General features: G+C 59.9%; 22 protein-coding genes. 8 read left to right on the plus strand and 14 right to left on the minus strand.

From position 1 onward, the window contains the following. The coding region (locus tag ACIPIZ_RS27595; RefSeq protein WP_401168592.1) for an RNA pyrophosphohydrolase at positions 1 to 352 on the minus strand (352 nt) is incomplete at its 3' end. A 143-nt stretch (positions 353 to 495) separates the two neighbouring features. Here ACIPIZ_RS27595 and ACIPIZ_RS27600 point away from each other — a divergent pair. Continuing rightward, entirely contained in the window at positions 496 to 1,152 is a 657-nt protein-coding gene (locus tag ACIPIZ_RS27600; RefSeq protein WP_105704604.1) for an HAD family phosphatase, read from the plus strand. Between the two features lie 111 nt (positions 1,153 to 1,263). On the opposite strand, the gene ACIPIZ_RS27605 is transcribed toward ACIPIZ_RS27600, so the two are convergent. Continuing rightward, complete coding sequence (locus ACIPIZ_RS27605; protein ID WP_064388031.1) at positions 1,264 to 1,677, minus strand: DUF2269 family protein; 414 nt, start codon at positions 1,675 to 1,677, stop codon at positions 1,264 to 1,266. Between the two features lie 40 nt (positions 1,678 to 1,717). Continuing rightward, positions 1,718 to 3,232 (minus strand): threonine ammonia-lyase, biosynthetic, encoded by a 1,515-nt coding sequence (gene ilvA / locus ACIPIZ_RS27610; RefSeq protein ID WP_064388030.1) that lies wholly within the window; start codon positions 3,230 to 3,232, stop codon positions 1,718 to 1,720. A 147-nt stretch (positions 3,233 to 3,379) separates the two neighbouring features. Between ilvA and rpiA the strand changes: the two genes are divergently transcribed. Next, positions 3,380 to 4,054 (plus strand): ribose-5-phosphate isomerase RpiA, encoded by a 675-nt coding sequence (gene rpiA, locus ACIPIZ_RS27615; protein ID WP_007913886.1) that lies wholly within the window; start codon positions 3,380 to 3,382, stop codon positions 4,052 to 4,054. Positions 4,055 to 4,201: 147 nt separating this feature from the next. Here rpiA and ACIPIZ_RS27620 read toward each other — a convergent pair whose 3' ends face one another. The 4 genes from ACIPIZ_RS27620 to ACIPIZ_RS27635 all read right to left on the minus strand — a co-directional run bounded on the left by ACIPIZ_RS27620 (position 4,202) and on the right by ACIPIZ_RS27635 (position 8,531). Then, positions 4,202 to 5,119: an SdiA-regulated domain-containing protein gene (locus tag ACIPIZ_RS27620; RefSeq protein ID WP_064388029.1), complete on the minus strand. Its 918-nt coding sequence runs from the start codon at positions 5,117 to 5,119 to the stop codon at positions 4,202 to 4,204. 117 nt (positions 5,120 to 5,236) lie between these two features. Continuing rightward, complete coding sequence (locus tag ACIPIZ_RS27625; protein ID WP_401168597.1) at positions 5,237 to 6,160, minus strand: SdiA-regulated domain-containing protein; 924 nt, start codon at positions 6,158 to 6,160, stop codon at positions 5,237 to 5,239. A gap of 269 nt (positions 6,161 to 6,429) precedes the next feature. Next, positions 6,430 to 7,095, minus strand: coding sequence for a fumarylacetoacetate hydrolase family protein (locus ACIPIZ_RS27630; protein WP_105704607.1), 666 nt, complete (start codon positions 7,093 to 7,095; stop codon positions 6,430 to 6,432). 41 nt (positions 7,096 to 7,136) lie between these two features. After that, positions 7,137 to 8,531, minus strand: coding sequence for an FAD-binding oxidoreductase (locus ACIPIZ_RS27635; RefSeq protein ID WP_064116316.1), 1,395 nt, complete (start codon positions 8,529 to 8,531; stop codon positions 7,137 to 7,139). 204 nt (positions 8,532 to 8,735) lie between these two features. Between ACIPIZ_RS27635 and serA the strand changes: the two genes are divergently transcribed. Further along, positions 8,736 to 9,965 carry a phosphoglycerate dehydrogenase gene (serA, locus tag ACIPIZ_RS27640; RefSeq protein ID WP_008085296.1) on the plus strand — a complete coding sequence of 410 codons (1,230 nt, stop codon included), beginning with the start codon at positions 8,736 to 8,738 and terminating at the stop codon, positions 9,963 to 9,965. A gap of 62 nt (positions 9,966 to 10,027) precedes the next feature. Here the strand turns inward: serA and ACIPIZ_RS27645 are convergent, their stop codons facing one another. Then, on the minus strand, positions 10,028 to 10,453 hold the full coding sequence (locus tag ACIPIZ_RS27645; RefSeq protein ID WP_401168601.1) for a DUF4399 domain-containing protein: 426 nt from the start codon (positions 10,451 to 10,453) through the stop codon (positions 10,028 to 10,030). Between the two features lie 134 nt (positions 10,454 to 10,587). On the opposite strand from ACIPIZ_RS27645, the gene ACIPIZ_RS27650 reads away from it, so the two are divergent. Next, positions 10,588 to 11,154 carry a transporter substrate-binding domain-containing protein gene (locus ACIPIZ_RS27650; RefSeq protein WP_401168604.1) on the plus strand — a complete coding sequence of 189 codons (567 nt, stop codon included), beginning with the start codon at positions 10,588 to 10,590 and terminating at the stop codon, positions 11,152 to 11,154. A 285-nt stretch (positions 11,155 to 11,439) separates the two neighbouring features. Here the strand turns inward: ACIPIZ_RS27650 and ACIPIZ_RS27655 are convergent, their stop codons facing one another. Both ACIPIZ_RS27655 and ACIPIZ_RS27660 read right to left on the minus strand, forming a co-directional pair. Next, positions 11,440 to 11,925: a DUF523 domain-containing protein gene (locus ACIPIZ_RS27655; RefSeq protein ID WP_401168607.1), complete on the minus strand. Its 486-nt coding sequence runs from the start codon at positions 11,923 to 11,925 to the stop codon at positions 11,440 to 11,442. A gap of 1 nt (position 11,926) precedes the next feature. Continuing rightward, a complete protein-coding gene (locus tag ACIPIZ_RS27660) occupies positions 11,927 to 12,559 on the minus strand; it encodes a 2OG-Fe(II) oxygenase (protein ID WP_064388023.1) in 633 nt (210 codons plus the stop codon). A gap of 108 nt (positions 12,560 to 12,667) precedes the next feature. Between ACIPIZ_RS27660 and ACIPIZ_RS27665 the strand changes: the two genes are divergently transcribed. Continuing rightward, on the plus strand, positions 12,668 to 13,399 hold the full coding sequence (locus ACIPIZ_RS27665) for a DUF2059 domain-containing protein (RefSeq protein WP_064388022.1): 732 nt from the start codon (positions 12,668 to 12,670) through the stop codon (positions 13,397 to 13,399). Between the two features lie 104 nt (positions 13,400 to 13,503). Here ACIPIZ_RS27665 and ACIPIZ_RS27670 read toward each other — a convergent pair whose 3' ends face one another. Continuing rightward, complete coding sequence (locus ACIPIZ_RS27670; RefSeq protein WP_236427442.1) at positions 13,504 to 14,451, minus strand: alpha/beta hydrolase; 948 nt, start codon at positions 14,449 to 14,451, stop codon at positions 13,504 to 13,506. Positions 14,452 to 14,550: 99 nt separating this feature from the next. Here ACIPIZ_RS27670 and ACIPIZ_RS27675 point away from each other — a divergent pair, with 99 nt between their 5' ends. Further along, on the plus strand, positions 14,551 to 15,129 hold the full coding sequence (locus tag ACIPIZ_RS27675; protein ID WP_064388020.1) for a DUF6436 domain-containing protein: 579 nt from the start codon (positions 14,551 to 14,553) through the stop codon (positions 15,127 to 15,129). Between the two features lie 102 nt (positions 15,130 to 15,231). Further along, entirely contained in the window at positions 15,232 to 17,643 is a 2,412-nt protein-coding gene (locus ACIPIZ_RS27680) for a penicillin acylase family protein (protein WP_401168612.1), read from the plus strand. A gap of 202 nt (positions 17,644 to 17,845) precedes the next feature. On the opposite strand, the gene ACIPIZ_RS27685 is transcribed toward ACIPIZ_RS27680, so the two are convergent. After that, positions 17,846 to 18,811, minus strand: coding sequence for a GlxA family transcriptional regulator (locus ACIPIZ_RS27685; RefSeq protein WP_401168615.1), 966 nt, complete (start codon positions 18,809 to 18,811; stop codon positions 17,846 to 17,848). 224 nt (positions 18,812 to 19,035) lie between these two features. Between ACIPIZ_RS27685 and ACIPIZ_RS27690 the strand changes: the two genes are divergently transcribed. Beyond that, a complete protein-coding gene (locus ACIPIZ_RS27690; RefSeq protein ID WP_105704613.1) occupies positions 19,036 to 19,677 on the plus strand; it encodes an HD domain-containing protein in 642 nt (213 codons plus the stop codon). 141 nt (positions 19,678 to 19,818) lie between these two features. Here ACIPIZ_RS27690 and ACIPIZ_RS27695 read toward each other — a convergent pair whose 3' ends face one another. Continuing rightward, a complete protein-coding gene (locus tag ACIPIZ_RS27695) occupies positions 19,819 to 20,709 on the minus strand; it encodes an ABC transporter permease subunit (RefSeq protein WP_007913861.1) in 891 nt (296 codons plus the stop codon). Then, positions 20,706 to 20,796, minus strand: a 91-nt coding sequence (locus tag ACIPIZ_RS27700; RefSeq protein ID WP_401168618.1) for a hypothetical protein, incomplete at its 5' end; no start/stop codon positions are given. The genes ACIPIZ_RS27700 and ACIPIZ_RS27695, both read right to left, overlap by 4 nt.

Genomic DNA, 20,796 nt, shown 5'->3' on the forward strand with positions numbered 1-20,796 from the left:
TACCGGTCAAATCCATCCGCACCCGCTGCTCGTTGGAGATCAGGCGCAGGAGAAACCATTTCTGTTTCTGGCCGATGCACAGCGGTTGGCTGTGGGTACGCACCAGACGTTGCGGCAAACGATAGCGCAACCAGCCCCGAGTACAGGCCAGTATTTCAACATCTTCACGTTCCAGGCCAACTTCTTCGTTCAGCTCGCGGTACAAGGCGTCTTCCGGCGTCTCTTCAGGGTTGATTCCCCCTTGCGGAAACTGCCAGGCATCTTGATTGATACGGCGAGCCCATAGCACCTGGCCGGCGTCATTCGTCAGAATGATCCCGACATTGGGGCGGAAACCATCGGGGTCGATCACGGCAACAACCTCGCAAACGCATGTCGCCGCATTGTTCCACAAAGGTTGATAAGGCGGCAACGAAGCTTCCTACCTTATGTGCACTCTTGTGAAAAGACCGTATTCTTGTCGCCTTTTTACAGACTTATCAGCGGGTAACTGCAATGCGCCTGGCACTCTTCGATTTGGACAACACCCTTCTGGGCGGCGACAGCGATCACGCTTGGGGCGACTATCTGTGTGAACGCGGCTTCCTCGATCCGATTGCGTACAAAGCGCGCAACGACGAGTTCTATCAGGATTACCTGGCCGGCAAACTGGATAACGCCGCGTACCTGAACTTCTGCCTGGAGATCCTCGGCCGCACCGAAATGGCCGTGCTCGATCAGTGGCACAACGATTACATGCGCGACTGCATCGAACCGATCGTGCTGCCGCAGGCGCTGGAACTGCTGAAAAAACACCGAGACGCTGGCGACAAACTGGTGATTATCACCGCGACCAACCGCTTCGTGACGGCGCCGATTGCTGTGCGACTGGGCGTTGAAACCCTGATCGCCACTGAATGTGAAATGGTTGATGGCCGTTACAGCGGGCGCAGCACTGATATTCCGTGCTTCCGTGAAGGCAAGGTGACGCGCCTGAACCGTTGGCTGGAAGAGACCGGGCATTCGCTGGACGACAGCTATTTCTATAGCGATTCGATGAATGACTTGCCGTTGCTGGAGCAGGTGGCGAATCCCGTCGCTGTGGATCCGGATCCGAATCTGCGGGCTGAAGCCGAGAAGCGTGGCTGGCCGGTGATTTCGTTGCGCGGCTGATATCGCTATCGCGAGCAGGCTCACTCCTACAGTTGACCGCGTTTCAACGTTGGAACGCGGTCAACTGTAGGGGTGAGCCTGCTCGCGATTGGGTCTACGCGGTCTCAAGCCCTAGACAGGCTTGGCCCCCATCAACGCCGCAATGGCGAGAAATCCGATGCCGCTGACAATCGCCAGCGCCAACGTGAATTTCCGGTTACCAACCCCGCTAGTCCACAACCGATTAAGCCGCACCAGCAACCACACTGCACTCAACGTGGCCACGGCATAGATCACGCTGGACCCCAGAATCCAGAACTGCCCCAGTGGCCAGCCGATCAGGTGGACCAACCACCAGCCGGTGAAAGGCATGCTCAGCATACCGATCAGCATCAAACACCAGATAAACAACCAGGGACGCTGCATCGTGCTGGCCGGCCCTTCGCTGCGATTACGCCAGGTCAGAGCGGCGAGCCCCAGCCCGCTCGCGAGTATGACCACGGTCGCCGCGACGTGAAGGACTTTCAGGGTGGTCAGGGTTTCCATGTACTTCTCTTCCTTGGGCCATGCCCATCAGCGTAGCCGCTCAGCCAAGAAACAGCTGATAGGCCGGGTTCTCGCTTTCGTCCCAGTACGGATAACCGATTTCCTCAAGCGCCGCCGGCACCAGATGACGCTCGTCGTGCGGCACTTGCAGGCCCGCGACCACACGGCCATCGGCAGCGCCGTGGTTACGGTAATGGAACATCGAAATGTTCCAGCGCCCACCGAGCTTATTAAGGAAGTTGAACAGCGCGCCCGGACGTTCCGGGAATTCGAAGCGGAACACCACTTCATCAATGACATGCGCCGCGTGACCGCCAACCATGTGGCGGATGTGCAGCTTGGCCAGTTCGTTGTCGGTCAGGTCGATAACCGGGAAGCCCTGCTCGGTCAGGCTCGCCAGCAGCGCGCTGCGCGGGTCGTTTTCCGGGTGAGTCTGCACGCCAACGAAGATGTGCGCTTCGCTGCCGGTGTTGTAGCGGTAGTTGAATTCGGTGATCTGGCGCTTGCCCACAGCCTCGCAGAACGCTTTGAAGCTGCCGGCCTTCTCGGGGATGGTCACGGCGATGATCGCCTCGCGGCCTTCACCCAGTTCGGCGCGCTCGGCGACATGGCGCAAGCGGTCGAAGTTGACGTTGGCGCCGGAGTCGATCGCCACAAAAGTCTGGCCGCTGACACCGCGCTGCTCGACGTACTTCTTGATCCCGGCCACGCCCAACGCGCCAGCAGGTTCGGTGATCGAGCGGGTATCGTCGTAGATATCCTTGATTGCCGCACAGATCTCGTCGGTGCTGACGGTGATCACTTCATCCACATAGTCCTTGCAGATGTCGAAGGTGTGCTGACCGATCTGCGCCACGGCCACGCCGTCGGCAAAGATGCCCACGGTCGGCAGCACCACGCGTTCGCCGGCGGCCATCGCCGCTTGCAGGCAATTGGAGTCGTCAGGCTCGACGCCGATGACCTTGATGTCCGGGCGCAGGTATTTCACGTACGCAGCGATACCGGCGATCAGACCGCCACCGCCGACCGGGACGAAAATCGCGTCCAGCGGCTGCGGGTGCTGGCGCAGGATTTCCATCGCCACGGTGCCCTGCCCGGCGATGGTGTGCGGATCATCGTACGGGTGGATGTAGACGTAGCCTTTCTCATCGACCAGCTTCAGCGAGTAGGCCAGGGCTTCCGGGAACGAATCACCGTGCAGCACCACTTTGCCACCGCGCGAACGCACGCCTTCGACTTTGATTTCCGGAGTGGTCTTGGGCATGACGATGGTGGCTTTGACGCCCAGTACTTTCGCCGCCAGGGCCAGGCCTTGCGCGTGGTTGCCCGCCGATGCGGTGACTACGCCACGGGCGCGCTCTTCATCGCTCAGTTGCGTCAGCTTGTTGTAGGCGCCGCGAATCTTGAACGAGAACACCGGCTGCAAGTCTTCGCGCTTGAGCCAAATGTCATTGCCCAGCCGCTCGGAGAGCTGGCGAGCGTTCTGCAGCGGGGTTTCTACGGCAACGTCATAAACGCGCGAGGTGAGGATCTTTTTGACGTACTGTTCGAGCATCGGAAAGCATCACTGAGCGGTTGAGCGGGACCGAGGAGTCTAACCCGGCTTTTGCCCGCACGACCACACGAATCCAGAGGTTTTAGCCGCGCTTGCGGCTATAATGCCGGCCTTTCCGTTCTCTCCTTGCCCGCTTCCGGAGCCCGCATGACCCAGGATCAACTCAAACAGGCAGTGGCTCAGGCCGCCGTCGACTTCATCCTTCCGAAACTCGACGACAAGAGCATCGTCGGGGTCGGCACCGGCTCCACCGCCAACTGCTTCATCGATGCCCTGGCTCAGCACAAGGGTGCGTTCGATGGCGCGGTCGCCAGTTCTGAAGCCACCGCCGCGCGCCTCAAGGGCCACGGGATTCCGGTGTATGAGCTGAACACCGTCAGCGACCTGGAGTTCTACGTCGACGGCGCCGATGAAAGCGACGCGCATCTGAACCTGATCAAGGGCGGCGGCGCGGCCCTGACCCGCGAGAAGATCGTTGCGGCCGTGGCCAAAACTTTCATCTGCATCGCCGACGCCAGCAAACTGGTGCCGGTGCTGGGCGAGTTCCCGCTGCCAGTCGAAGTGATCCCGATGGCCCGCAGCCACGTTGCGCGTCAATTGGTGAAACTGGGCGGCGACCCGGTGTACCGCGAAGGCGTGCTGACTGACAACGGCAACATCATTCTCGATGTGTTCAACCTGCAGATCACCAACCCGGTGGAACTGGAAGCGCAGATCAATGCGATTGTTGGCGTGGTCACCAACGGCTTGTTCGCGGCGCGTCCGGCGGATCTGTTGCTGCTGGGCACCAGCGAAGGCGTGAAAACCCTCAAGGCTGAGTAAGCCCAGTCACCCACACATCTGTGGACAGACGAATAAAACTGTAGGAGTGAGCCTGCTCGCGATAGCGGTGTGTCAGTTGATATAAATGTCGACTGACACACCGCTATCGCGAGCAGGCTCACTCCTACATTGGTTTTGTGGTGTTGGTTAGTTTGGCGTTGGTTTTTTGAAGACGTAGAACAGGTTTGGTTCGCTCACCAGGTACAGCGTGCCGTCATCATCCATCGCAATCCCTTCCGCCTGCGGCACGGTTTTCTTCAAACCCTGACGCCCGCCACTGATCGACATGGTGCTCAACGGACGCCCGTCGACATCCAGCTCCAGAATCAATCGCGACTCATCCGACAGCGCCAGCAAATGCCCGCTGCGCTCGTCGTACTGCAAACTCGACAGATCGCGCACGAACATCCCGGCATCGCGCTTGGGGTTGTTGATCACGTGCACCGCGTAGGACTTTTCCGGGTTGAAGTGCGGAAAGCCATGCACTTCGTAGATCAGCATCGGATCGCGCTCTTTTGCAACAAACAGGCGCTTGCCGACTGAATCATAGGCCAACCCCTCGAACCCCTTGTTGCCACTCATGTGCACACCGAGGGTCATCTGCTCGGCGTCGGCCGCATCGAGGAAGGTCGTGTCTTTTTCCAGATGAATCTTGATCAGCCGCTGCTGGCGCTCATCAGTGATCACGTAAGTATCGGCGCTGATGAACTCGACCGCTTCCGGGTCGCCGAAGCCGATCAGGGCGATGCGCCGCAGGATCTTGCCCTCCAGCGACAACTCGACCAGTTCGGCATTCTTGTTGGTCACGGTGAACAGGCTTTTGCGCACCGGATCGAAGGTCAATGCTGAAACATCGTCGTTCAGCCCGTCGATGACCCGCGCCTCGATCTCGACCCGATATTGGTCCAGAGCAATGGACTCACTGCTCTGCGTCTGCCACAACGTATGCAGGTTGAACCAGGCACGCTCGAACAGGCGCATGTATTGGCCGATCGCAATCAACGCGATCAGGGCCATCACCGACAGAAGGATAAACAGAGGTTTGGGACGGGCAAGTCGACGCATTCGGGCGGGCTCGAAGTCAAAACAGGCGGATGAAATATCACGCACGTCTGAACTGAAGCTTAATGGCCACTTGCCTGTCAGGACAATCAGACTTGTCTGAAATTGCCGCGAGGACAGTTATCGCTGTTTTTCGAAGCGATAAAACAGGTTCGGCTCGCTGACCATGTACAGCGTGCCCGCCTCGTCCATGGTCACGCCTTCGGCGCGAGGAATGGTTTTCTTCAGGCCGTTGAAACCGCCGAGCAAGGTCATGAAACTGACCTGTTCGCCCCTCTCGTCCAGCTCCAGGAGCAAGTGCGAATCAGCGGACAACACCAGCGTGTGCCCGGTGCGCGGGTCAATCGCCAAGGCAGACAGGTTACGGATATCCAGTTCGTCGCTGTCCAGCTTCTGTTTGTCGCCCTTCAGCGTCTGGCTGCCGTCGCTTTTCCAGGTAAACAACGCCGGCGGTCGTTCCTCGCCCAGCAGCAGTTGCTGATTGCGCGGGTCCCAAGTGATGGCTTCGAAAGCCTTGTTCTGATCTTTCGACGGGCCGAGGTCGTATTTCGGGAAATCGGCGATATTCAGCTCGCGGGTGTCGGCGTCGACCTTGACGATAGAGAGCATGTGCTCACGCTCGTCGACAATCGCCATCAAGCCGTTTTCCATGACGGTCAGGCCTTCGGGATTGCTCCAGCCCTTGAGCGGCATCTTGCGTAGAACATCGCCTTGCAGGCTCAGCTCAGCGAGAAACGGGTTCTTGCCCATCACCGAAAACAGGGTTTTGGTCTGCGGGTTATAGGACAGGTCGGAGGCTTCGTCCTTCTCCATGCCCGGCAGCAACTTTGCATCGATCACTGCGCGATAGTCCGGTAGCCAGACGCTTTCCTTCTGCTCGGCCGGGCTCTCGAAGCGCTCCAGTACCCAGAGCACGCCACGGTCATCCCAATGCATGGCGAACGCCAGGCCATAAGCGGCGACAATGGCCAGTAGCAGCCAGGAATACCAACGCAGGGCAAAACGAGAGCGGCGGACGGGTTTGAGCTGAGTTGGAGAGGACATCGAAGGACGCGTTCCGAAAATTCAGGCTATGGGTAATAGCACAAAGAGACCGGCTCAGACGCCAGAATTACGGAAATTATCCAGACAGGATGTGAAAAAAACGGCAAATGGCGGGATTGTCGTGTGTTGCCGGCAACTTTCAGGGCGCCACAAAACAATGTGGGAGCGAGCCTGCTCGCGAAAGACGGAGTGTCAGGCAACGATGATGTCGACTGACCTGGCGCCTTCGCGAGCAGGCTCGCTCCCACAGGGGATTTGCGGCGTGGCGATTAGCGCACGCTGCTGGTGAAGCTGCTCGCACCGACCAGTTCGAGGACGATGTCTTCACCAACGTTCAGCGGGCCGACGCCGACTGGCGTGCCGGTGAGGATCACGTCCCCCGCCTGCAGCGAGAAGCAGCCAGCCATGTGCTGGATCATCGGCACGATCGGGTTGAGCATCGCGCTGCTGTTGCCGTCCTGACGCACTTCGCCGTTGATGGTCAGGCGAATACCGATGTCGGTCAGATCAGCGAAGGTGCTGCCGACCACGAACGGAGCAATTACCGCTGCGCCGTCGAACGACTTGGCGATTTCCCACGGCAGGCCCTTGGCTTTCAGCTCGGCCTGCTTGTCGCGCAGGGTCAGGTCCAGCGCCGGGGCGAAACCGGAGATGGCGTCGAGCACTTCTTCACGGCTTGGCTTGGTCGACAATGGCTTGCCGATCAATACGGCGATTTCTGCTTCGTAGTGCACCGAGCCGCGCTCGGTCGGAATGGCAAAACCGCCTTCCAGCGGCACCACGCAACTGCCCGGCTTGATGAACAGCAACGGCTCGGTAGGCACCGGGTTGTCCAGTTCCTTGGCGTGTTCGGCGTAATTACGGCCAATGCACACGACTTTCCCGATCGGGAAGTGGATGCGCGTGCCGTCGACGTACTGGTGCTGATAGCTCATTTACCGACTCCTGCCTTCATTGATTCATCAAAGATTACAGATCAAACCGCGAAGATCTTGCCCGGGTTCATGATGCCGTTCGGGTCGAACACCGCTTTCACCGCTTTCATGTACTCGATCTCAACCGGCGAGCGGCTGTAGGTCAAGTAATCGCGCTTGGTCATGCCGACGCCGTGCTCGGCGGAGATCGAACCGTTGTACTTCTCGACGGTTTCGAACACCCACTTGTTGACGGTCGCGCACTTGGCGAAGAACTCGTCCTTGCTCAGGTTATCCGGCTTAAGGATGTTCAAGTGCAGGTTGCCGTCGCCGATGTGGCCGAACCAGACGATTTCAAAGTCCGGATAGTGCTCGCCGACGATCGCGTCGATTTCCTTCAGGAACGCCGGTACTTTCGACACGGTGACCGAGATGTCGTTCTTGTACGGCGTCCAGTGCGAGATGGTTTCGGAGATGTATTCGCGCAGCTTCCACAGGTTCTGCAGTTGGGTTTCGCTCTGGCTCATCACGCCGTCCAGCACCCAGCCCTGCTCGACGCAGTGCTCGAAGGTTTCCAGTGCGCTGTTGGCCACTTCTTCCGTGGTCGCTTCAAACTCCAGCAACGCATAGAACGGGCAATCGGTTTCGAACGGCGCCGGTACGTCGCCACGGCCCATGACTTTGGCCAGGGCTTTGTCGGAGAAGAATTCGAACGCGGTCAGGTCGAGCTTGCCCTGGAAAGCGTGCAGCACCGGCATGATCGAATCGAAATCGGCGGTGCCGAGGACCATCGCGGTGAGGTTTTTCGGCGCGCGATCGAGGCGCATGGTCGCTTCGACGACGAAACCCAGCGTGCCTTCAGCGCCGATGAACAGCTGCCGCAGGTCGTAACCGGTGGCGTTCTTGATCAGGTCTTTGTTCAGTTCGAGCACATCGCCCTTGCCGGTGACGACTTTCATGCCGGCCACCCAGTTACGGGTCATGCCGTAGCGAATCACTTTGATCCCGCCAGCATTGGTGCCGATGTTGCCGCCAATCTGGCTGGAACCTGCCGAGGCGAAGTCGACCGGGTAATACAGGCCTTTTTCTTCGGCGACGTTCTGCAAATGCTCAGTGACCACCCCCGGCTGACAAACGGCGGTGCGGTCAGTGAGGTTCACGTCGAGAATCTGATTCATGTAGTCGAACGAGACCACCACTTCACCATTCGCCGCCACCGCAGCGGCGGAAAGCCCGGTGCGCCCGCCCGACGGCACCAGCGCCACCTTGTGCGTGTTGGCCCAGCGGACAACCGCCTGCACCTGCTCGATGGTCTTGGGAAACACAATGGCGCTGGGCGCCGGGGCGAAGTGCTTGGTCCAATCCTTGCCGTATGCATTCAGGGAGTCGGCGTCGGTCAGGACCTTGCCAGGCTCGACCAGGGTCTTCAGTTCATCAATCAGGGCAGGATTGGTCATCGACAGAACTCTCGAACAATTCATGGTCATCCTGAGAACGCTTCACGTCGCAGGAATGAGTGTTTAGCGGGGAGGCTATGCTAGCATATCGACCCCGCAGGACAGTGCCCAAGGCCAGATCCGCGGAGACGACTTTCTTGTCGTCCGGGTCAGCGTCTGTTGACCATTTCCTGCCATTTTTCTCCGGGATACAGGTTTACGCAGATGAGCAAGACTTCTCTCGATAAGAGCAAGATCAAGTTCCTTCTTCTCGAAGGCGTCCACCAATCGGCTGTCGACGTCCTCAAGGCGGCGGGCTACACCAGCATCGAATACCTGACAGGTTCCTTGCCGGAAGCCCAGCTCAAGGAAAAGATCGCTGACGCTCACTTCATCGGCATTCGTTCGCGCACCCAACTGACCGAAGAGATCTTCGATCACGCGAAGAAGCTGGTTGCGGTCGGCTGTTTCTGCATCGGCACCAACCAGGTCGACCTGAGTGCTGCCCGTGAGCGCGGTATTGCCGTGTTCAACGCGCCGTACTCCAACACCCGCTCCGTAGCCGAGCTGGTGCTGGCCGAAGCGATCCTGCTGCTGCGCGGCATCCCGGAGAAAAACGCATCCTGCCACCGTGGCGGCTGGATCAAGTCCGCAGCCAATTCCTTCGAGATCCGTGGCAAGAAACTGGGCATCGTCGGCTACGGCTCGATCGGTACGCAGCTGTCGGTTCTGGCTGAAGGTCTGGGCATGCAGGTGTACTTCTATGACACCGTGACCAAGCTGCCGCTGGGCAACGCGACTCAGATCGGTAGCCTGACCGAGCTGCTGGGCATGTCCGACATCGTCACCCTGCACGTTCCGGAAACCGCTGCGACCCAGTGGATGATCGGCGAGAAGGAAATCCGCGCCATCAAGAAGGGCGGCATTCTGATCAACGCGGCGCGTGGCACCGTGGTTGAACTGGACGCCCTGGCGGACGCGATCAAGGACAAGCACCTGATCGGCGCGGCCATCGACGTCTTCCCGGTGGAGCCACGCTCCAATGACGAAGAGTTCGAAAGCCCGCTGCGTGGCCTCGACAACGTCATCCTGACCCCGCACATCGGTGGTTCGACCGCCGAAGCGCAAGCCAATATCGGTCTGGAAGTGGCAGAGAAACTGGTCAAGTACAGCGACAACGGTACCTCCGTTTCGTCGGTAAACTTCCCGGAAGTGGCCCTGCCGGCTCACCCTGGCAAGCACCGCCTGCTGCACATCCACGAGAACATTCCGGGCGTGATGAGCGAGATCAACAAGGTCTTCGCCGAAAACGGCATCAACATCTCCGGTCAGTTCCTGCAGACCAACGAGAAGGTTGGCTACGTGGTGATCGACGTCGACGCCGAGTACTCGGACCTGGCGCAAGAGAAGCTGCAACACATCAACGGCACCATCCGTAGCCGTGTGTTGTTCTGATCGAACGCTGAGCGACAAAAAAGGGAGCCTTCGGGCTCCCTTTTTCATGCACGGCGAAAAGGTTATTCGACGTTGATGGTGATTTTCTTCGAGACGATTGGCGGATCGAATGCCATGTGACCGCTGTCGCCAAGTTCCAGCTGCAAGGTGTGTTTGCCCGGGGCGAGCTTGATGTCAGCCTGGGTCTGCGCCTTGCCGAAGTGCATATGGTTGGCATCGGTAGGGACGACCGAACCGGCAGGAACGATTTCCTTGGCGTCGATCAGCAGGTGATGGTGACCGGTGTTCTTGGTGACATCACCGGCCGGCGCCAGGGCGACGTCCTTGGTACCGAACTTGACGGTGAAAGTCTGCGAAACCGTGGCCCCGTCCTCGGGAGAAACGATGAACACTTCGGCGCCTTTTGGCGCGGGTGTGGCAGCACTGGCCAGCACCGAAACACCCATCAGCACACCCGCCAACGTTGCACGTGACATAAAGCTTTTCATTTTCTTCTCCAGTTTTCCGTAAAATCCGCACGGTCATGACAACTTCATGACCATTCGTTGTCGAAGGCACTCGACAACCATAGCAAAGCGAGCCTGACTCAGAGCGTCGCATTAATGATTTCAAAGGAGTGACCATGCGCTTTTTGCCTGGCCTGATCTGCCTGCTACCCCTTTTGAGCCCTTTGGCTCACGCCGAACTGATTGATGACGTCAACGACCGTGGCGAGCTGCGCATAGCCCTTGAGGCTAATACACCGCCCTTCAATTACAAGGATGACGGCGACAAACTCACGGGGTTCGAGGTCGAGCTTGGACAACTGTTGGCTAACGAGCTGGATGTTCGCGCCGACTTCATCGTCACCGACGAGGCCGATCTGCTCCAGGGCGTCGAAAGCGGCAAGTACGACGTCGCGCTCAATCACATAGCACTGACACCCGAACTCAAGGATCGTTTCGACTTCAGCGAACCTTATGGCAAGGTCGATTCGCAGTTGCTGGCGAAGAAAGATGAACAGCCGCAGCCGATGGTCTTGGTGCAGACGCTGACCGACGCCAAGCCAAAGGCAAGCGCACCGGTGGAGTTGGCGATACCGTTTCAGAAGGGTAATCCGGCGTTTCAGGCCAGCCTTGCGAGCGCGATGCAGCGGATCAAAGCGGATGGGCGTCTGGCGGCGCTGTCCGAAAAGTGGTTGAAGCCTTAAAAGCCCCTCACCCTAGCCCTCTCCCGGAGGGAGAGGGGACTGATTGGGGGATGCTTGAGAGGGACTTCGACCTGAAATGGATGTGCCGAATCCGAAATCGGCTGGTCATGGCTTTGTCGAATCCATAATCGATCGGTCATGGCATTGTCGAATCCATAATCGATCGGTATGGCTGTGTCGAATCCATAGTCGATAAGGTCTTTCAGGTCGATGAATAGTGCCAGACACTTCGGTCGGCCCCCTCTCCCTCCGGGAGAGGGCTGGGGTGAGGGCAACGATTGCGGATCAATCCAAAGCAGCAAGGGCCAGCGCGGCCTGCGGCAGTTCAAGCTCGCTGAACACCTGCACTCCATGGCGCTTGAGCAACGCCGCCGTCACCCCTTCGCCATTGACTTTGACGCCACTGAACGACCCGTCATACGTCAGCAAATTCCCGCAAGAAGGACTGTTGGCTTTCAGCACCGCCACACGAATCCCGTGCTTCTGCACCAGCTCCAGCGCCTGCCGCGCGCCATCCAGAAACTGCGCACTGACATCCTCGCCATCAGTGGTGATCACCGCAGCGACGCCATCCAGCACCTCAGCACCCTGCCCGCCCGGAATCTCCGCCGCCGCCCGTGGCGTCGGCAACCCCCCGGCAACCTCCGGACACAACGGCACCACCCGCCCTTCGGCAATCCACTGTTCAAGCAAATCAAACGGCCCGCTCGCGCCACCGTCATAACGCACGCGATGACCCAACAGGCAGCGGCTGACCAGAATCTTGTCCATCTCAGAACGGCTCGTTGCCACGGCGACGGAACCAGCCGGTCAGCGACAGGCGCTCGCGGTGCGCCGGCAATACTTCGTGCGGCACTTCGCCGGAAAGAAACACCACCAGACAGCCGCCGGTAGGCTGCACGTCATGCACGCGCTCATCGTTCAGGTACATGCGCAACTGACCACCGTCCTCCGGCAGCCACGCGTCATTGAGGTAGACCACCACCGAGACCATGCGCTTGTCATCGTCGCGAAAACGGTCGACATGCCGGCGATAAAACGCGCCGGGCGGATACAGGGCGAAATGGCATTCAAAATCTTCGAGGCCGAGGAACAAGCCCCGGTTGAGCGCCTCGCGCAGGCTCTCCATCAGATTCAGGTAACGATCGCTGGACTCGGCCTGACCGGGGTCGATCCACTGAATATGGTCGCCACGAATTCCTTCACGAATCTCTGAAAACGGCCCACGGCCAACCGCTGCCGGCGCCAGCTCACCTTCGGCCTCACGTTTACGGCACTCAGCGGCCAGCTCGCGGGTCAAACCGGCGGGCAGGAAGATGTTCTGCTGCGACCAGCCATGCTCGGCCAGGTCGTCGACAATGCGTAACAGCAGCGGGTGTTCAGAGGATATTTGCATGGCGCGCATAGTATGCCGCCGGCGAAAAATCCGACAGAGCCACGCGGCGGCTTGATACGAATTCTCGACAAGTACCGGCACCGCACGGAGAATAGTCCGCTGCTGACAGGAGTCCCTATGCGCCGTTTGCTTTTTTCACTGTTGATGTTCTGCGTTTTGCCCGCCTGGGCGGACGGCCACGATCAGCTGTACAAGGTCGCCGGCTGGCCAGAACAACGCGCGCATTTCAACGACGCCCTGACGGCTGCACAGCAGCGTTATCAGAACAGTCTGCCGCCCGCCGTTTTTCAAGCGCTGGTCAACAATAGTAACCAGCGCTTCGCCCCGCAGGCCGTGGATCAACGCGCCGAAGCACAACTGCGGCAGAAGCTTGCCGACCCGAAACCGGCACTGACCTTCTTTCAATCGCCACTGGGCAAAAAAATCGTCGCCGCTGAACTGCTCGCGACCCGTCGCGATCAACTGGCAAAAAACGCCAAAGGGCTGCCGAAGATGCAGGTCAGCGACAGCCGTCTGCTGATCATCGGCCACCTCGCTCAAGCATTACCTGCCCGCGAAGCCGGCGCCGAAGTCAGCCTGGCGATTGCCGGCGTCGCGGCAGACAGCTTGAGTTCGATGATTCCGGGACTGCTCGGCGGTGGTCAGGCGCAAGGTATGTTGAACGGTCAGCGTCAGCGCTTGATGGATCAGATTGGCGCGGACATGAACAACACGTTGCTCTATGTCTATCGCGATCTGTCGGATGAAGAGCTGGAAGAGTTTGCGACGTTTGCCGAGTCGGCTGAGGGCAAGGCCTACTATCAGGCGGCGTTGGCGGCGATTCGGGCGGGGTTGGCGGTCGGGCAATGATCTTCGTCGTCTCTTAGACCGCTATCGCGAGCAGGCTCACTCCTACAGGGGTACGCATTCCAAATGTAGGAGTGAGCCTGCTCGCGAAGGGGCCCTCACAAGCGCTAGAGATTCCGGCCCCTGATGCGCTTGCTCAAGAACTCGAAATACTCCTCACGCATCTCCACCGTCTCATTCGCCAGATGATGCCGGGCCTCGGCCAGTAGCAGAATCTGCGGCCGGTCGAACTTCCACTTCAACACCTGCAAATTGTGCTGCCAGTCCACCGTCATGTCCGCCTGCCCCTGAATGATCAGTGGCCGTCGCGGACTTTTTTTCGCGTGCTCGACGCGGATGATCCAGCGCGACAATGCACCGACCCATTTCGTCGGCAAGCGTCGCGGCTGTAACGGATCGGTCTGCAGAAACGGCAGAAAATCCGGATCGTTGGAGTTCTCGCTGAAACGTCGCGCGACACCTCTGACGAAAGGTCTGAGCAGGTAATAACTCAGCTGCGACCAGCCCCACGCTCGCGGCCGAACCAGCGGCGCCATCAAAATCACTTGGCCTTGCGCCGGGCTGTTTTCGCCATGGTTGAGCAGGTGATCGACCACAATCGCCCCGCCGGTGCTCTGCCCGCACAAATGCCACGGCTGCGGCAGCGCGATCGATTGCGCCTCGGCGAACAAGGCTTGCAGAACGTCCTGATATTCCGAGAAGTCGCGAATGCTCGCGCGCGGCCCGCTCGATAGACCATGGCCCGGCAAATCGCAGGCGATCACGGCAAAGTCCTGATCCAGCGCCCACTCGATCACATGCCGGTAGAGCCCGGTGTGATCGTAATAACCATGCAGCAGAAACAGCGTCGCCTTGACCTTCTCCGGCCACCAGCAATGGCTGACCACTTCATAACCATCGACCTCGAAACGGCCCATGCCACGCCAGACATCGCGATGGGGAAAATCGGTTTTATAAAACTGCTGGTACGCCTTGGCCTCGTCCGACAACGGCTGCCACTCGGCCAATGGCTTGAGGCTGGCGCGGATTTGATCGGGGTCGAAAGTGGCAGGCATGCGGGAATTCCAAAACGGTAAACAGACTTTATCGGCCTGCGATATTCATCTGTCGTGGCAGACATGGCAAGCTAGCCCACCTTTTCGGGATCGAAAACCATGCGTTCGCCCTACCGCACCGCACTGTTTGCCAGTCTGCTCGCGCTGATCTGCGCCGGGGTGCTGTGGGCCGCGTACGACTGGTTTCAGGGGCGTTACCTGCGCGCATTCAGCGAACACACCGCGGTATTTTCCGGTGATCCGCTGCGCCTGCCGGACAATCTCGCCGGTCCCGGCAAGATCCGTCTGGTGCATTTCTGGGACCCGGCCTGCCCGTGCAATGTCGGCAACCAACAGCATCTGACCGAGATGGTCGAGCAGTTCGGCGCCAAGGGTGTCGAGTTCTTCGCGGTGCAAAAGACTGGCAGCCACGGGCAGTTGCCGGCCAACCTCAGCAGTCTGAAAACCATCACGATATTGCCCGGCTCCGAGCAAGTCCCCGCCAGCCCGGCCGTGGCGATCTGGGACCGCAGCGGCAAACTGGCCTACTTCGGTCCGTACAGCGAAGGCCTGACCTGCAATTCCAGCAACAGTTTTATCGAACCGATTTTGAATGCCCTGACGGAAGATCGCCCGGTCAACGCCACGCACACCCTGGCAGTCGGTTGTTACTGCCCGTGGCCGGTTGAGACTCAGTAAGGCATTCCGGACTTTTCAAGGACAGCGCTGCACGGCACAGAAGGTCTGTGCTAATTGTTTGCAGCCCGACGGGCGGCAATCCCGCCTGCACAAGGAGTCACCATGAAGCGCGTGTTCACCGTACTTGGCTTGCTCATCGTTGTTCTGCTTGCCGGCGTCGGCTGGTATGTCTACAGCAAACAACCCACGCGCCAGGGCCAGGTCGAACTGCGCAACCTGCAGGGTTCGGTGACCGTGCGTTACGACGAACGCGGTGTGCCGCACATTCGTGCCGAGAACGAAACCGACCTCTACCGCGCGCTCGGCTATGTGCATGCCCAGGATCGGCTGTTCCAGATGGAAGCGATGCGCCGTCTGGCCCGTGGCGAACTGGCCGAAGTGCTCGGGCCGAAACTGCTCGACACCGACAAACTGTTCCGCAGCCTGCGCATCCGTGAGCGCGCCGCCAGTTACGTTGCCAGTCTCGATAAACAGTCGCCGGCGTGGAAGGGCCTGCAAGCCTATCTGGATGGCATCAACCAATATCAGGACAGCCACGCTGCGCCGATCGAGTTCGACGTGCTGGGCATCCCCAAAAGACCGTTCACGGCAGAAGACAGCATCAGCGTCGCCGGTTACATGGCCTACAGCTTTGCCGCCGCGTTTCGCACCGAACCGTTGCTGACCTACGTGCGCGATCAGTTGGGCGCCGATTACCTCACCGTCTTCGATCTCGACTGGCAGCCCAAGGGCGTGCTGGTCAACGGTCATGCCAAGCAGGCGCCAGCGCTCGCCGCCGGCGACTGGAAAGACCTCAACGCCCTTGCCCGCCTCAGCGAACAGGCACTGATCGACAACGGCTTGCCGCAGTTCGAAGGCAGCAACGCCTGGGTGATCTCGGGCAGTCGCAGCCAGAGCGGCAAACCGCTGCTGGCCGGTGACCCGCACATTCGTTTCTCAGTGCCGTCGGTGTGGTACGAGGCGCAGTTGTCGGCGCCGGGTTTTGAGCTGTACGGCCATCATCAGGCGCTGGTGCCGTTTGCGTTTCTGGGGCACAACCTCGATTTCGGCTGGAGCCTGACCATGTTCCAGAACGACGATCTGGATCTGATCGCCGAGAAGGTCAACCCGGATAACCCGAATCAGGTCTGGTATCGCGGCCAGTGGACCGACATGCTCGTCACGCAGCAGCAGATCAACGTGAAGGGCCAGTCGCCGGTGACCCTCACCCTGCGTCAATCGCCTCACGGGCCGATCGTCAACGATGCGCTCGGCACGGCCGCCGGCAAAACCCCGATTGCGATGTGGTGGGCCTTCCTCGAAACGCCAAACCCGATCCTCGAAGGCTTCTACCAGCTCAACCGCGCCGACACCTTGGCCAAGGCTCGCGCCGCAGCGGCGAAAGTGCAGGCACCGGGGCTGAATCTGGTTTACGCCAACGCCAAGGGTGATATCGCCTGGTGGGCCTCGGCATTGCTGCCCAAGCGCCCGGCCGGGGTCAGACCAGAATTCATTCTCGATGGCAGCAGCAATCAGGCAGACAAGGACGGTTTCTACCCGTTCAGCGCCAATCCGCAGGAAGAGAACCCGGCGCGCGGCTACATCGTTTCGGCCAACTTCCAGCCGCTGTCACCGACCGGCATGGAGATTCCCGGCTACTACAACCTCGCCGATCGCGGTCAACAGCTCGATCGCCAGCTCAGCGACAAGAGCCTGAAGTGGACCAACGAGGCCAACCAGAAACTGCAACTGGGCACCGCCACCGGTTACGGCCCGCGCCTGTTGGTGCCGCTATTGCCGGTGTTGCGTGAGGTGGTCAGCGATCCGGCACAGTTGAAACTGGTCGAGCAACTGGCGCAGTGGCCGGGCGACTATCCGCTGGATTCGGTCAATGCAACGGTGTTCAACCAGTTCCTCTACGACCTCGCCGATGCGGCGATGCGTGATGAGCTGGGCAATGATTTCTTCGACACTTTGCTGTCGACGCGGGTGATCGATGCGGCGCTGCCGAGGCTGGCGGCGAATGCCGATTCGCCGTGGTGGGATAACCGCAGCACACCGAACAAGGAGACCCGTGCCGATGTTGTGCGCACGGCGTGGCAGGCGAGCATGCAGCATTTGAAGCTGACCCTCGGCGACAACACTGCCGAGTGGAAATGGGGCACGGCGCACACATTGACCCATGGCCATCCGTTGGGGCAGCAGAAGCCGCTGGATCGAATATTCAACGTCGGGCCGTTTGCGGCGCCGGGCAGTCATGAAGTGCCGAACAATCTGTCGGCGAAGATCGGCCCGGCGCCATGGCCGGTGACTTACGGGCCGTCGACGCGGCGCTTGGTGGATTTTGCCGATCCGGCGCATGGGTTGACGATAAACCCGGTTGGGCAGAGTGGTGTGCCGTTTGATAGCCACTATGACGATCAGGCTGAGGCGTATGTCGACGGCATGTATGTGCAGGCGCATTTCAGCGAGGAAGAGGTGACGGCGAATACGCGCAGTACGTTGAAGCTGTTGCCTGCGCGGGCGGCGCCTTAAAAGCCCCTCACCCTAGCCCTCTCCCAGAGGTAGAGGGGACTGACCGAGGTGTCTTTTGTCATACATCGACCTGAAAGAGCGGTGTCGATTATGGATTCGGCACAGCAATTTCACGTCGGCGTATCTCCTCAATATCCCCGTCTCGGCCCCCTCTCCCTCTGGGCGGTCCGACGTTTCGGGAGGGCTGGGGTGAGGGTGAGGTTTAAAGCACCACCGCAAAATTCAGCCGAAACTGCTGCGGCGTCACGCCTAACCTTCGGTTAAACACCCCGCGCATATGCTGCGCATCGCGAAACCCGCACTGATACGCCACGGTCTTCAACGGCGCCGCCGTGCTTTCCAGCATCACCCGCGCCGCATCCACCCGCGCCCGCTCGACAAACTCCGCCGGCGTGACTTTGGCTTCCCGGGCAAACACTCGGGAGAAATTGCGCGCACTCATGTTCGCCGCATTGGCCAGATCGGCAATCGTCAGATCGCCAGTGAGATTGGCCAGCACATACAACTGCACCATCGCCACCGCCGACGTCGGCTCTGCATGCGGCGTCAGGAACGGACTGAACTGCGACTGGCCACCAGAGCGCTGGGTGAACACCACCAGTCGCTTGGCCACGCTCAGCGCCACTTCAGCGCCGTGATCCCGCGCCAGCAAATACAACGACAGATCGATCCCCGCCGTCACCCCCGCCGAGGTATAGAGCGCGCCGTCCTCGACGTACAGGCGATCGGCTTCGACCTGCGTGGTCGGACACAACTGCGCCAGCGCCTCGGCGTCGTTCCAGTGCGTGGTGACGGTGCGCCCCTCCAGCAACCCGGCACGCGCGAGCATGAACGCGCCATTGCAGATTGAACCGTAGCGCTGCGCCCTTGAACACGCCCCGCGCAGCCAATCATCAAATGTTGCGCCAAAATCCATGAATGGCAGTTGCGGGCCGCCAGCGACCAGCAACAGGTCGTAGGCCTCGAGGGCTTCGCTGAAGTGGCGATGAGCATTCAGGCTCAAACCGTTGGAACAGGCCATCGGTGTTTTTTCCAGGCCGATCACTTCCAGCCGATAGTGATCTTCCGGCGCGAGGAAGCGATTGGCTTCGGCGAACACATCCATGGGGCCGGTGACGTCGAGCGACTGCACGCCTGCGAACACAACGATGGCGACGGTTCTATTCATGGCAGTGGATTCCCTTTCAAGAGCAAAAGATCGCCGCCTGCGGCAGCTCCTACAGGGGAATGCGGGCTTCTGTAGGAGCTGCCGCAGGCGGCGATCTTTTAGCTTGGCACGATTTGCAGGTGGATTGGCAAGGATCGCAGCCATGCGCCGATTGTTCGCTTTCAGCGTCGGGAACAGACTTTCCCCATCAGCGCCACGACGGCGCTTTCAGAAAGGAAAGCACCATGAGCACAACCATCGCCGGCATCAAAATCCCCGACAGCGCCCTCGCCCGCGCCACCACCGAGTACATCCGCGACATCGAATCCGACCTGCTTTTTCACCATTCGCGCCGGGTGTTTTTGTTCGGCGCGCTGAGCGGTGAGCGCCAGCAACTGGCCTACGATCCGGAGCTGCTTTACGTCGGCGCGATGTTCCATGACCTCGGTCTGGTCGAAGGTCATCGCAGCGATGACGAGCGTTTTGAGGTGGACGGTGCTAACGCAGCGGCGGCGTTTCTCAAACCGTACGGGTTGAGCGATGACGACATCGAGCAGGTCTGGCTGTCGATTGCCCTGCACACCACGCCGGGCGTGCCCAAGCATCTGCGTCCAACGGTGGCGCTGGTGACCGCTGGTGTGGAAATGGACGTGCTGGGTATGGATTACGCAGCCTTCAGCACCGTGCAGCGTGAGGCGGTGGTGCATGCGCACCCGCGTGGGGAAGGTTTCAAGGAATGCATCATCTGCGCGTTTGCCGATGGCTTGCGGCATCGTCCGCAGACCACGTTTGGCAATGTGAAGACCGATGTGCTGAAGGATCAGCAGCCGGGTTTCAAGCCGATGAACTTTGTCGAGGTCATCCGCCAATCACCCTGGACTGCGTAAATCCCATTGTAGGAGTGAGCCTGCTCGCGATAGCGGTGTTTCAGCTGAAAAATCCCTGGCTGATACACCGCTATCGCGAGCAGGCTCACTCCTACATTTGGAATTGGGTTGCCCTCGAGAATGAGGCCAACCCATTAGTGCTTACGCGGCTTCCGGGCTTGGCGCCCGGCGCACGTCCGGCTGCTTCCACGAATCGGCTGCGCTTTCTTCGATGGCTTGCTGGATGGCTTTCTTGCGGGCTTCTTCGGCACGGCGGCTGAAGAACCAGACCATGAAAGTCACGATCGATACCGCCAGCAGAATCAGACTCGCCACGGCGTTGATCTCCGGCTTCACGCCCAGGCGCACCGCCGAGAACACTTCCATTGGCAGGGTCGTCGAACCCGGGCCGGAAACGAAGCTCGCCAGCACCAGGTCATCCAGCGACAGCGCGAAGGACATCATGCCGCCCGCCGCCAGTGATGGCGCGATCATCGGGATGGTGATCAGGAAGAACACCTTCCACGGCCGTGCACCCAGATCCATCGCCGCTTCTTCGATCGACAGGTCCAGTTCACGCAGGCGGGCGGAGACTACCACCGCCACATACGCCGCACAGAACGTCGTGTGAGCGATCCAGATGGTGACGATGCCGCGTTCCTGCGGCCAGCCGATCATCTGCGCCATGGCCACGAACAACAGCAACAGCGACAGACCGGTGATCACTTCCGGCATCACCAACGGCGCTGTCACCAGGCCGCCGAACAGCGTGCGGCCCTTGAAGCGCGTGATGCGCGTCAGTACGAACGCTGCCAGTGTGCCCAGCGCCACCGCGGCAACCGCGGTGTAGCAGGCAATTTCCAGCGAGCGCAGCACCGAGCCCATCAGTTGGGTGTTGTCGAGCAGGCCGACGTACCACTTGATCGACCAGCCGCCCCACACCGTTACCAGTTTGGAGGCGTTGAACGAGTAGATCACCAGGATCAGCATCGGCAGGTAGATGAACAACAGACCGATGACCAGCATCAGGCTGGAGAAACGGATGCGCTTCATTCTTTACCCTCCATTTCCTTGGCCTGACTGCGGTTGAACAGAATGATCGGCACGATCATGATCTCCAGAATCACCACCGCCAGCGCT

It is taken from the genome of Pseudomonas sp. NPDC087690, assembly GCF_044743175.1.
Classification (GTDB): Bacteria; Pseudomonadota; Gammaproteobacteria; order Pseudomonadales; family Pseudomonadaceae; genus Aquipseudomonas.

Excerpts from the sequence above, each read along its gene's own strand:
- ACIPIZ_RS27690 (WP_105704613.1), top strand. The coding sequence starts at position 19,036 with ATGAGCACAACCATCGCCGGCATCAAAATCCCCGACAGCGCCCTCGCC.
- ACIPIZ_RS27620 (WP_064388029.1), bottom strand. The coding sequence starts at position 5,119 with ATGCGTCGACTTGCCCGTCCCAAACCTCTGTTTATCCTTCTGTCGGTG.
- ACIPIZ_RS27635 (WP_064116316.1), bottom strand. The coding sequence starts at position 8,531 with ATGACCAATCCTGCCCTGATTGATGAACTGAAGACCCTGGTCGAGCCT.
- serA (WP_008085296.1), top strand. The coding sequence starts at position 8,736 with ATGAGCAAGACTTCTCTCGATAAGAGCAAGATCAAGTTCCTTCTTCTC.
- ACIPIZ_RS27655 (WP_401168607.1), bottom strand. The coding sequence starts at position 11,925 with ATGGACAAGATTCTGGTCAGCCGCTGCCTGTTGGGTCATCGCGTGCGT.
- ACIPIZ_RS27605 (WP_064388031.1), bottom strand. The coding sequence starts at position 1,677 with ATGGAAACCCTGACCACCCTGAAAGTCCTTCACGTCGCGGCGACCGTG.
- ilvA (WP_064388030.1), bottom strand. The coding sequence starts at position 3,232 with ATGCTCGAACAGTACGTCAAAAAGATCCTCACCTCGCGCGTTTATGAC.
- ACIPIZ_RS27695 (WP_007913861.1), bottom strand. The coding sequence starts at position 20,709 with ATGAAGCGCATCCGTTTCTCCAGCCTGATGCTGGTCATCGGTCTGTTG.
- ACIPIZ_RS27645 (WP_401168601.1), bottom strand. The coding sequence starts at position 10,453 with ATGAAAAGCTTTATGTCACGTGCAACGTTGGCGGGTGTGCTGATGGGT.
- ACIPIZ_RS27600 (WP_105704604.1), top strand. The coding sequence starts at position 496 with ATGCGCCTGGCACTCTTCGATTTGGACAACACCCTTCTGGGCGGCGAC.
- ACIPIZ_RS27670 (WP_236427442.1), bottom strand. The coding sequence starts at position 14,451 with ATGCCTGCCACTTTCGACCCCGATCAAATCCGCGCCAGCCTCAAGCCA.
- ACIPIZ_RS27675 (WP_064388020.1), top strand. The coding sequence starts at position 14,551 with ATGCGTTCGCCCTACCGCACCGCACTGTTTGCCAGTCTGCTCGCGCTG.
- ACIPIZ_RS27685 (WP_401168615.1), bottom strand. The coding sequence starts at position 18,811 with ATGAATAGAACCGTCGCCATCGTTGTGTTCGCAGGCGTGCAGTCGCTC.
- ACIPIZ_RS27665 (WP_064388022.1), top strand. The coding sequence starts at position 12,668 with ATGCGCCGTTTGCTTTTTTCACTGTTGATGTTCTGCGTTTTGCCCGCC.
- rpiA (WP_007913886.1), top strand. The coding sequence starts at position 3,380 with ATGACCCAGGATCAACTCAAACAGGCAGTGGCTCAGGCCGCCGTCGAC.
- ACIPIZ_RS27650 (WP_401168604.1), top strand. The coding sequence starts at position 10,588 with ATGCGCTTTTTGCCTGGCCTGATCTGCCTGCTACCCCTTTTGAGCCCT.
- ACIPIZ_RS27660 (WP_064388023.1), bottom strand. The coding sequence starts at position 12,559 with ATGCGCGCCATGCAAATATCCTCTGAACACCCGCTGCTGTTACGCATT.
- ACIPIZ_RS27630 (WP_105704607.1), bottom strand. The coding sequence starts at position 7,095 with ATGAGCTATCAGCACCAGTACGTCGACGGCACGCGCATCCACTTCCCG.
- ACIPIZ_RS27625 (WP_401168597.1), bottom strand. The coding sequence starts at position 6,160 with ATGTCCTCTCCAACTCAGCTCAAACCCGTCCGCCGCTCTCGTTTTGCC.
- ACIPIZ_RS27680 (WP_401168612.1), top strand. The coding sequence starts at position 15,232 with ATGAAGCGCGTGTTCACCGTACTTGGCTTGCTCATCGTTGTTCTGCTT.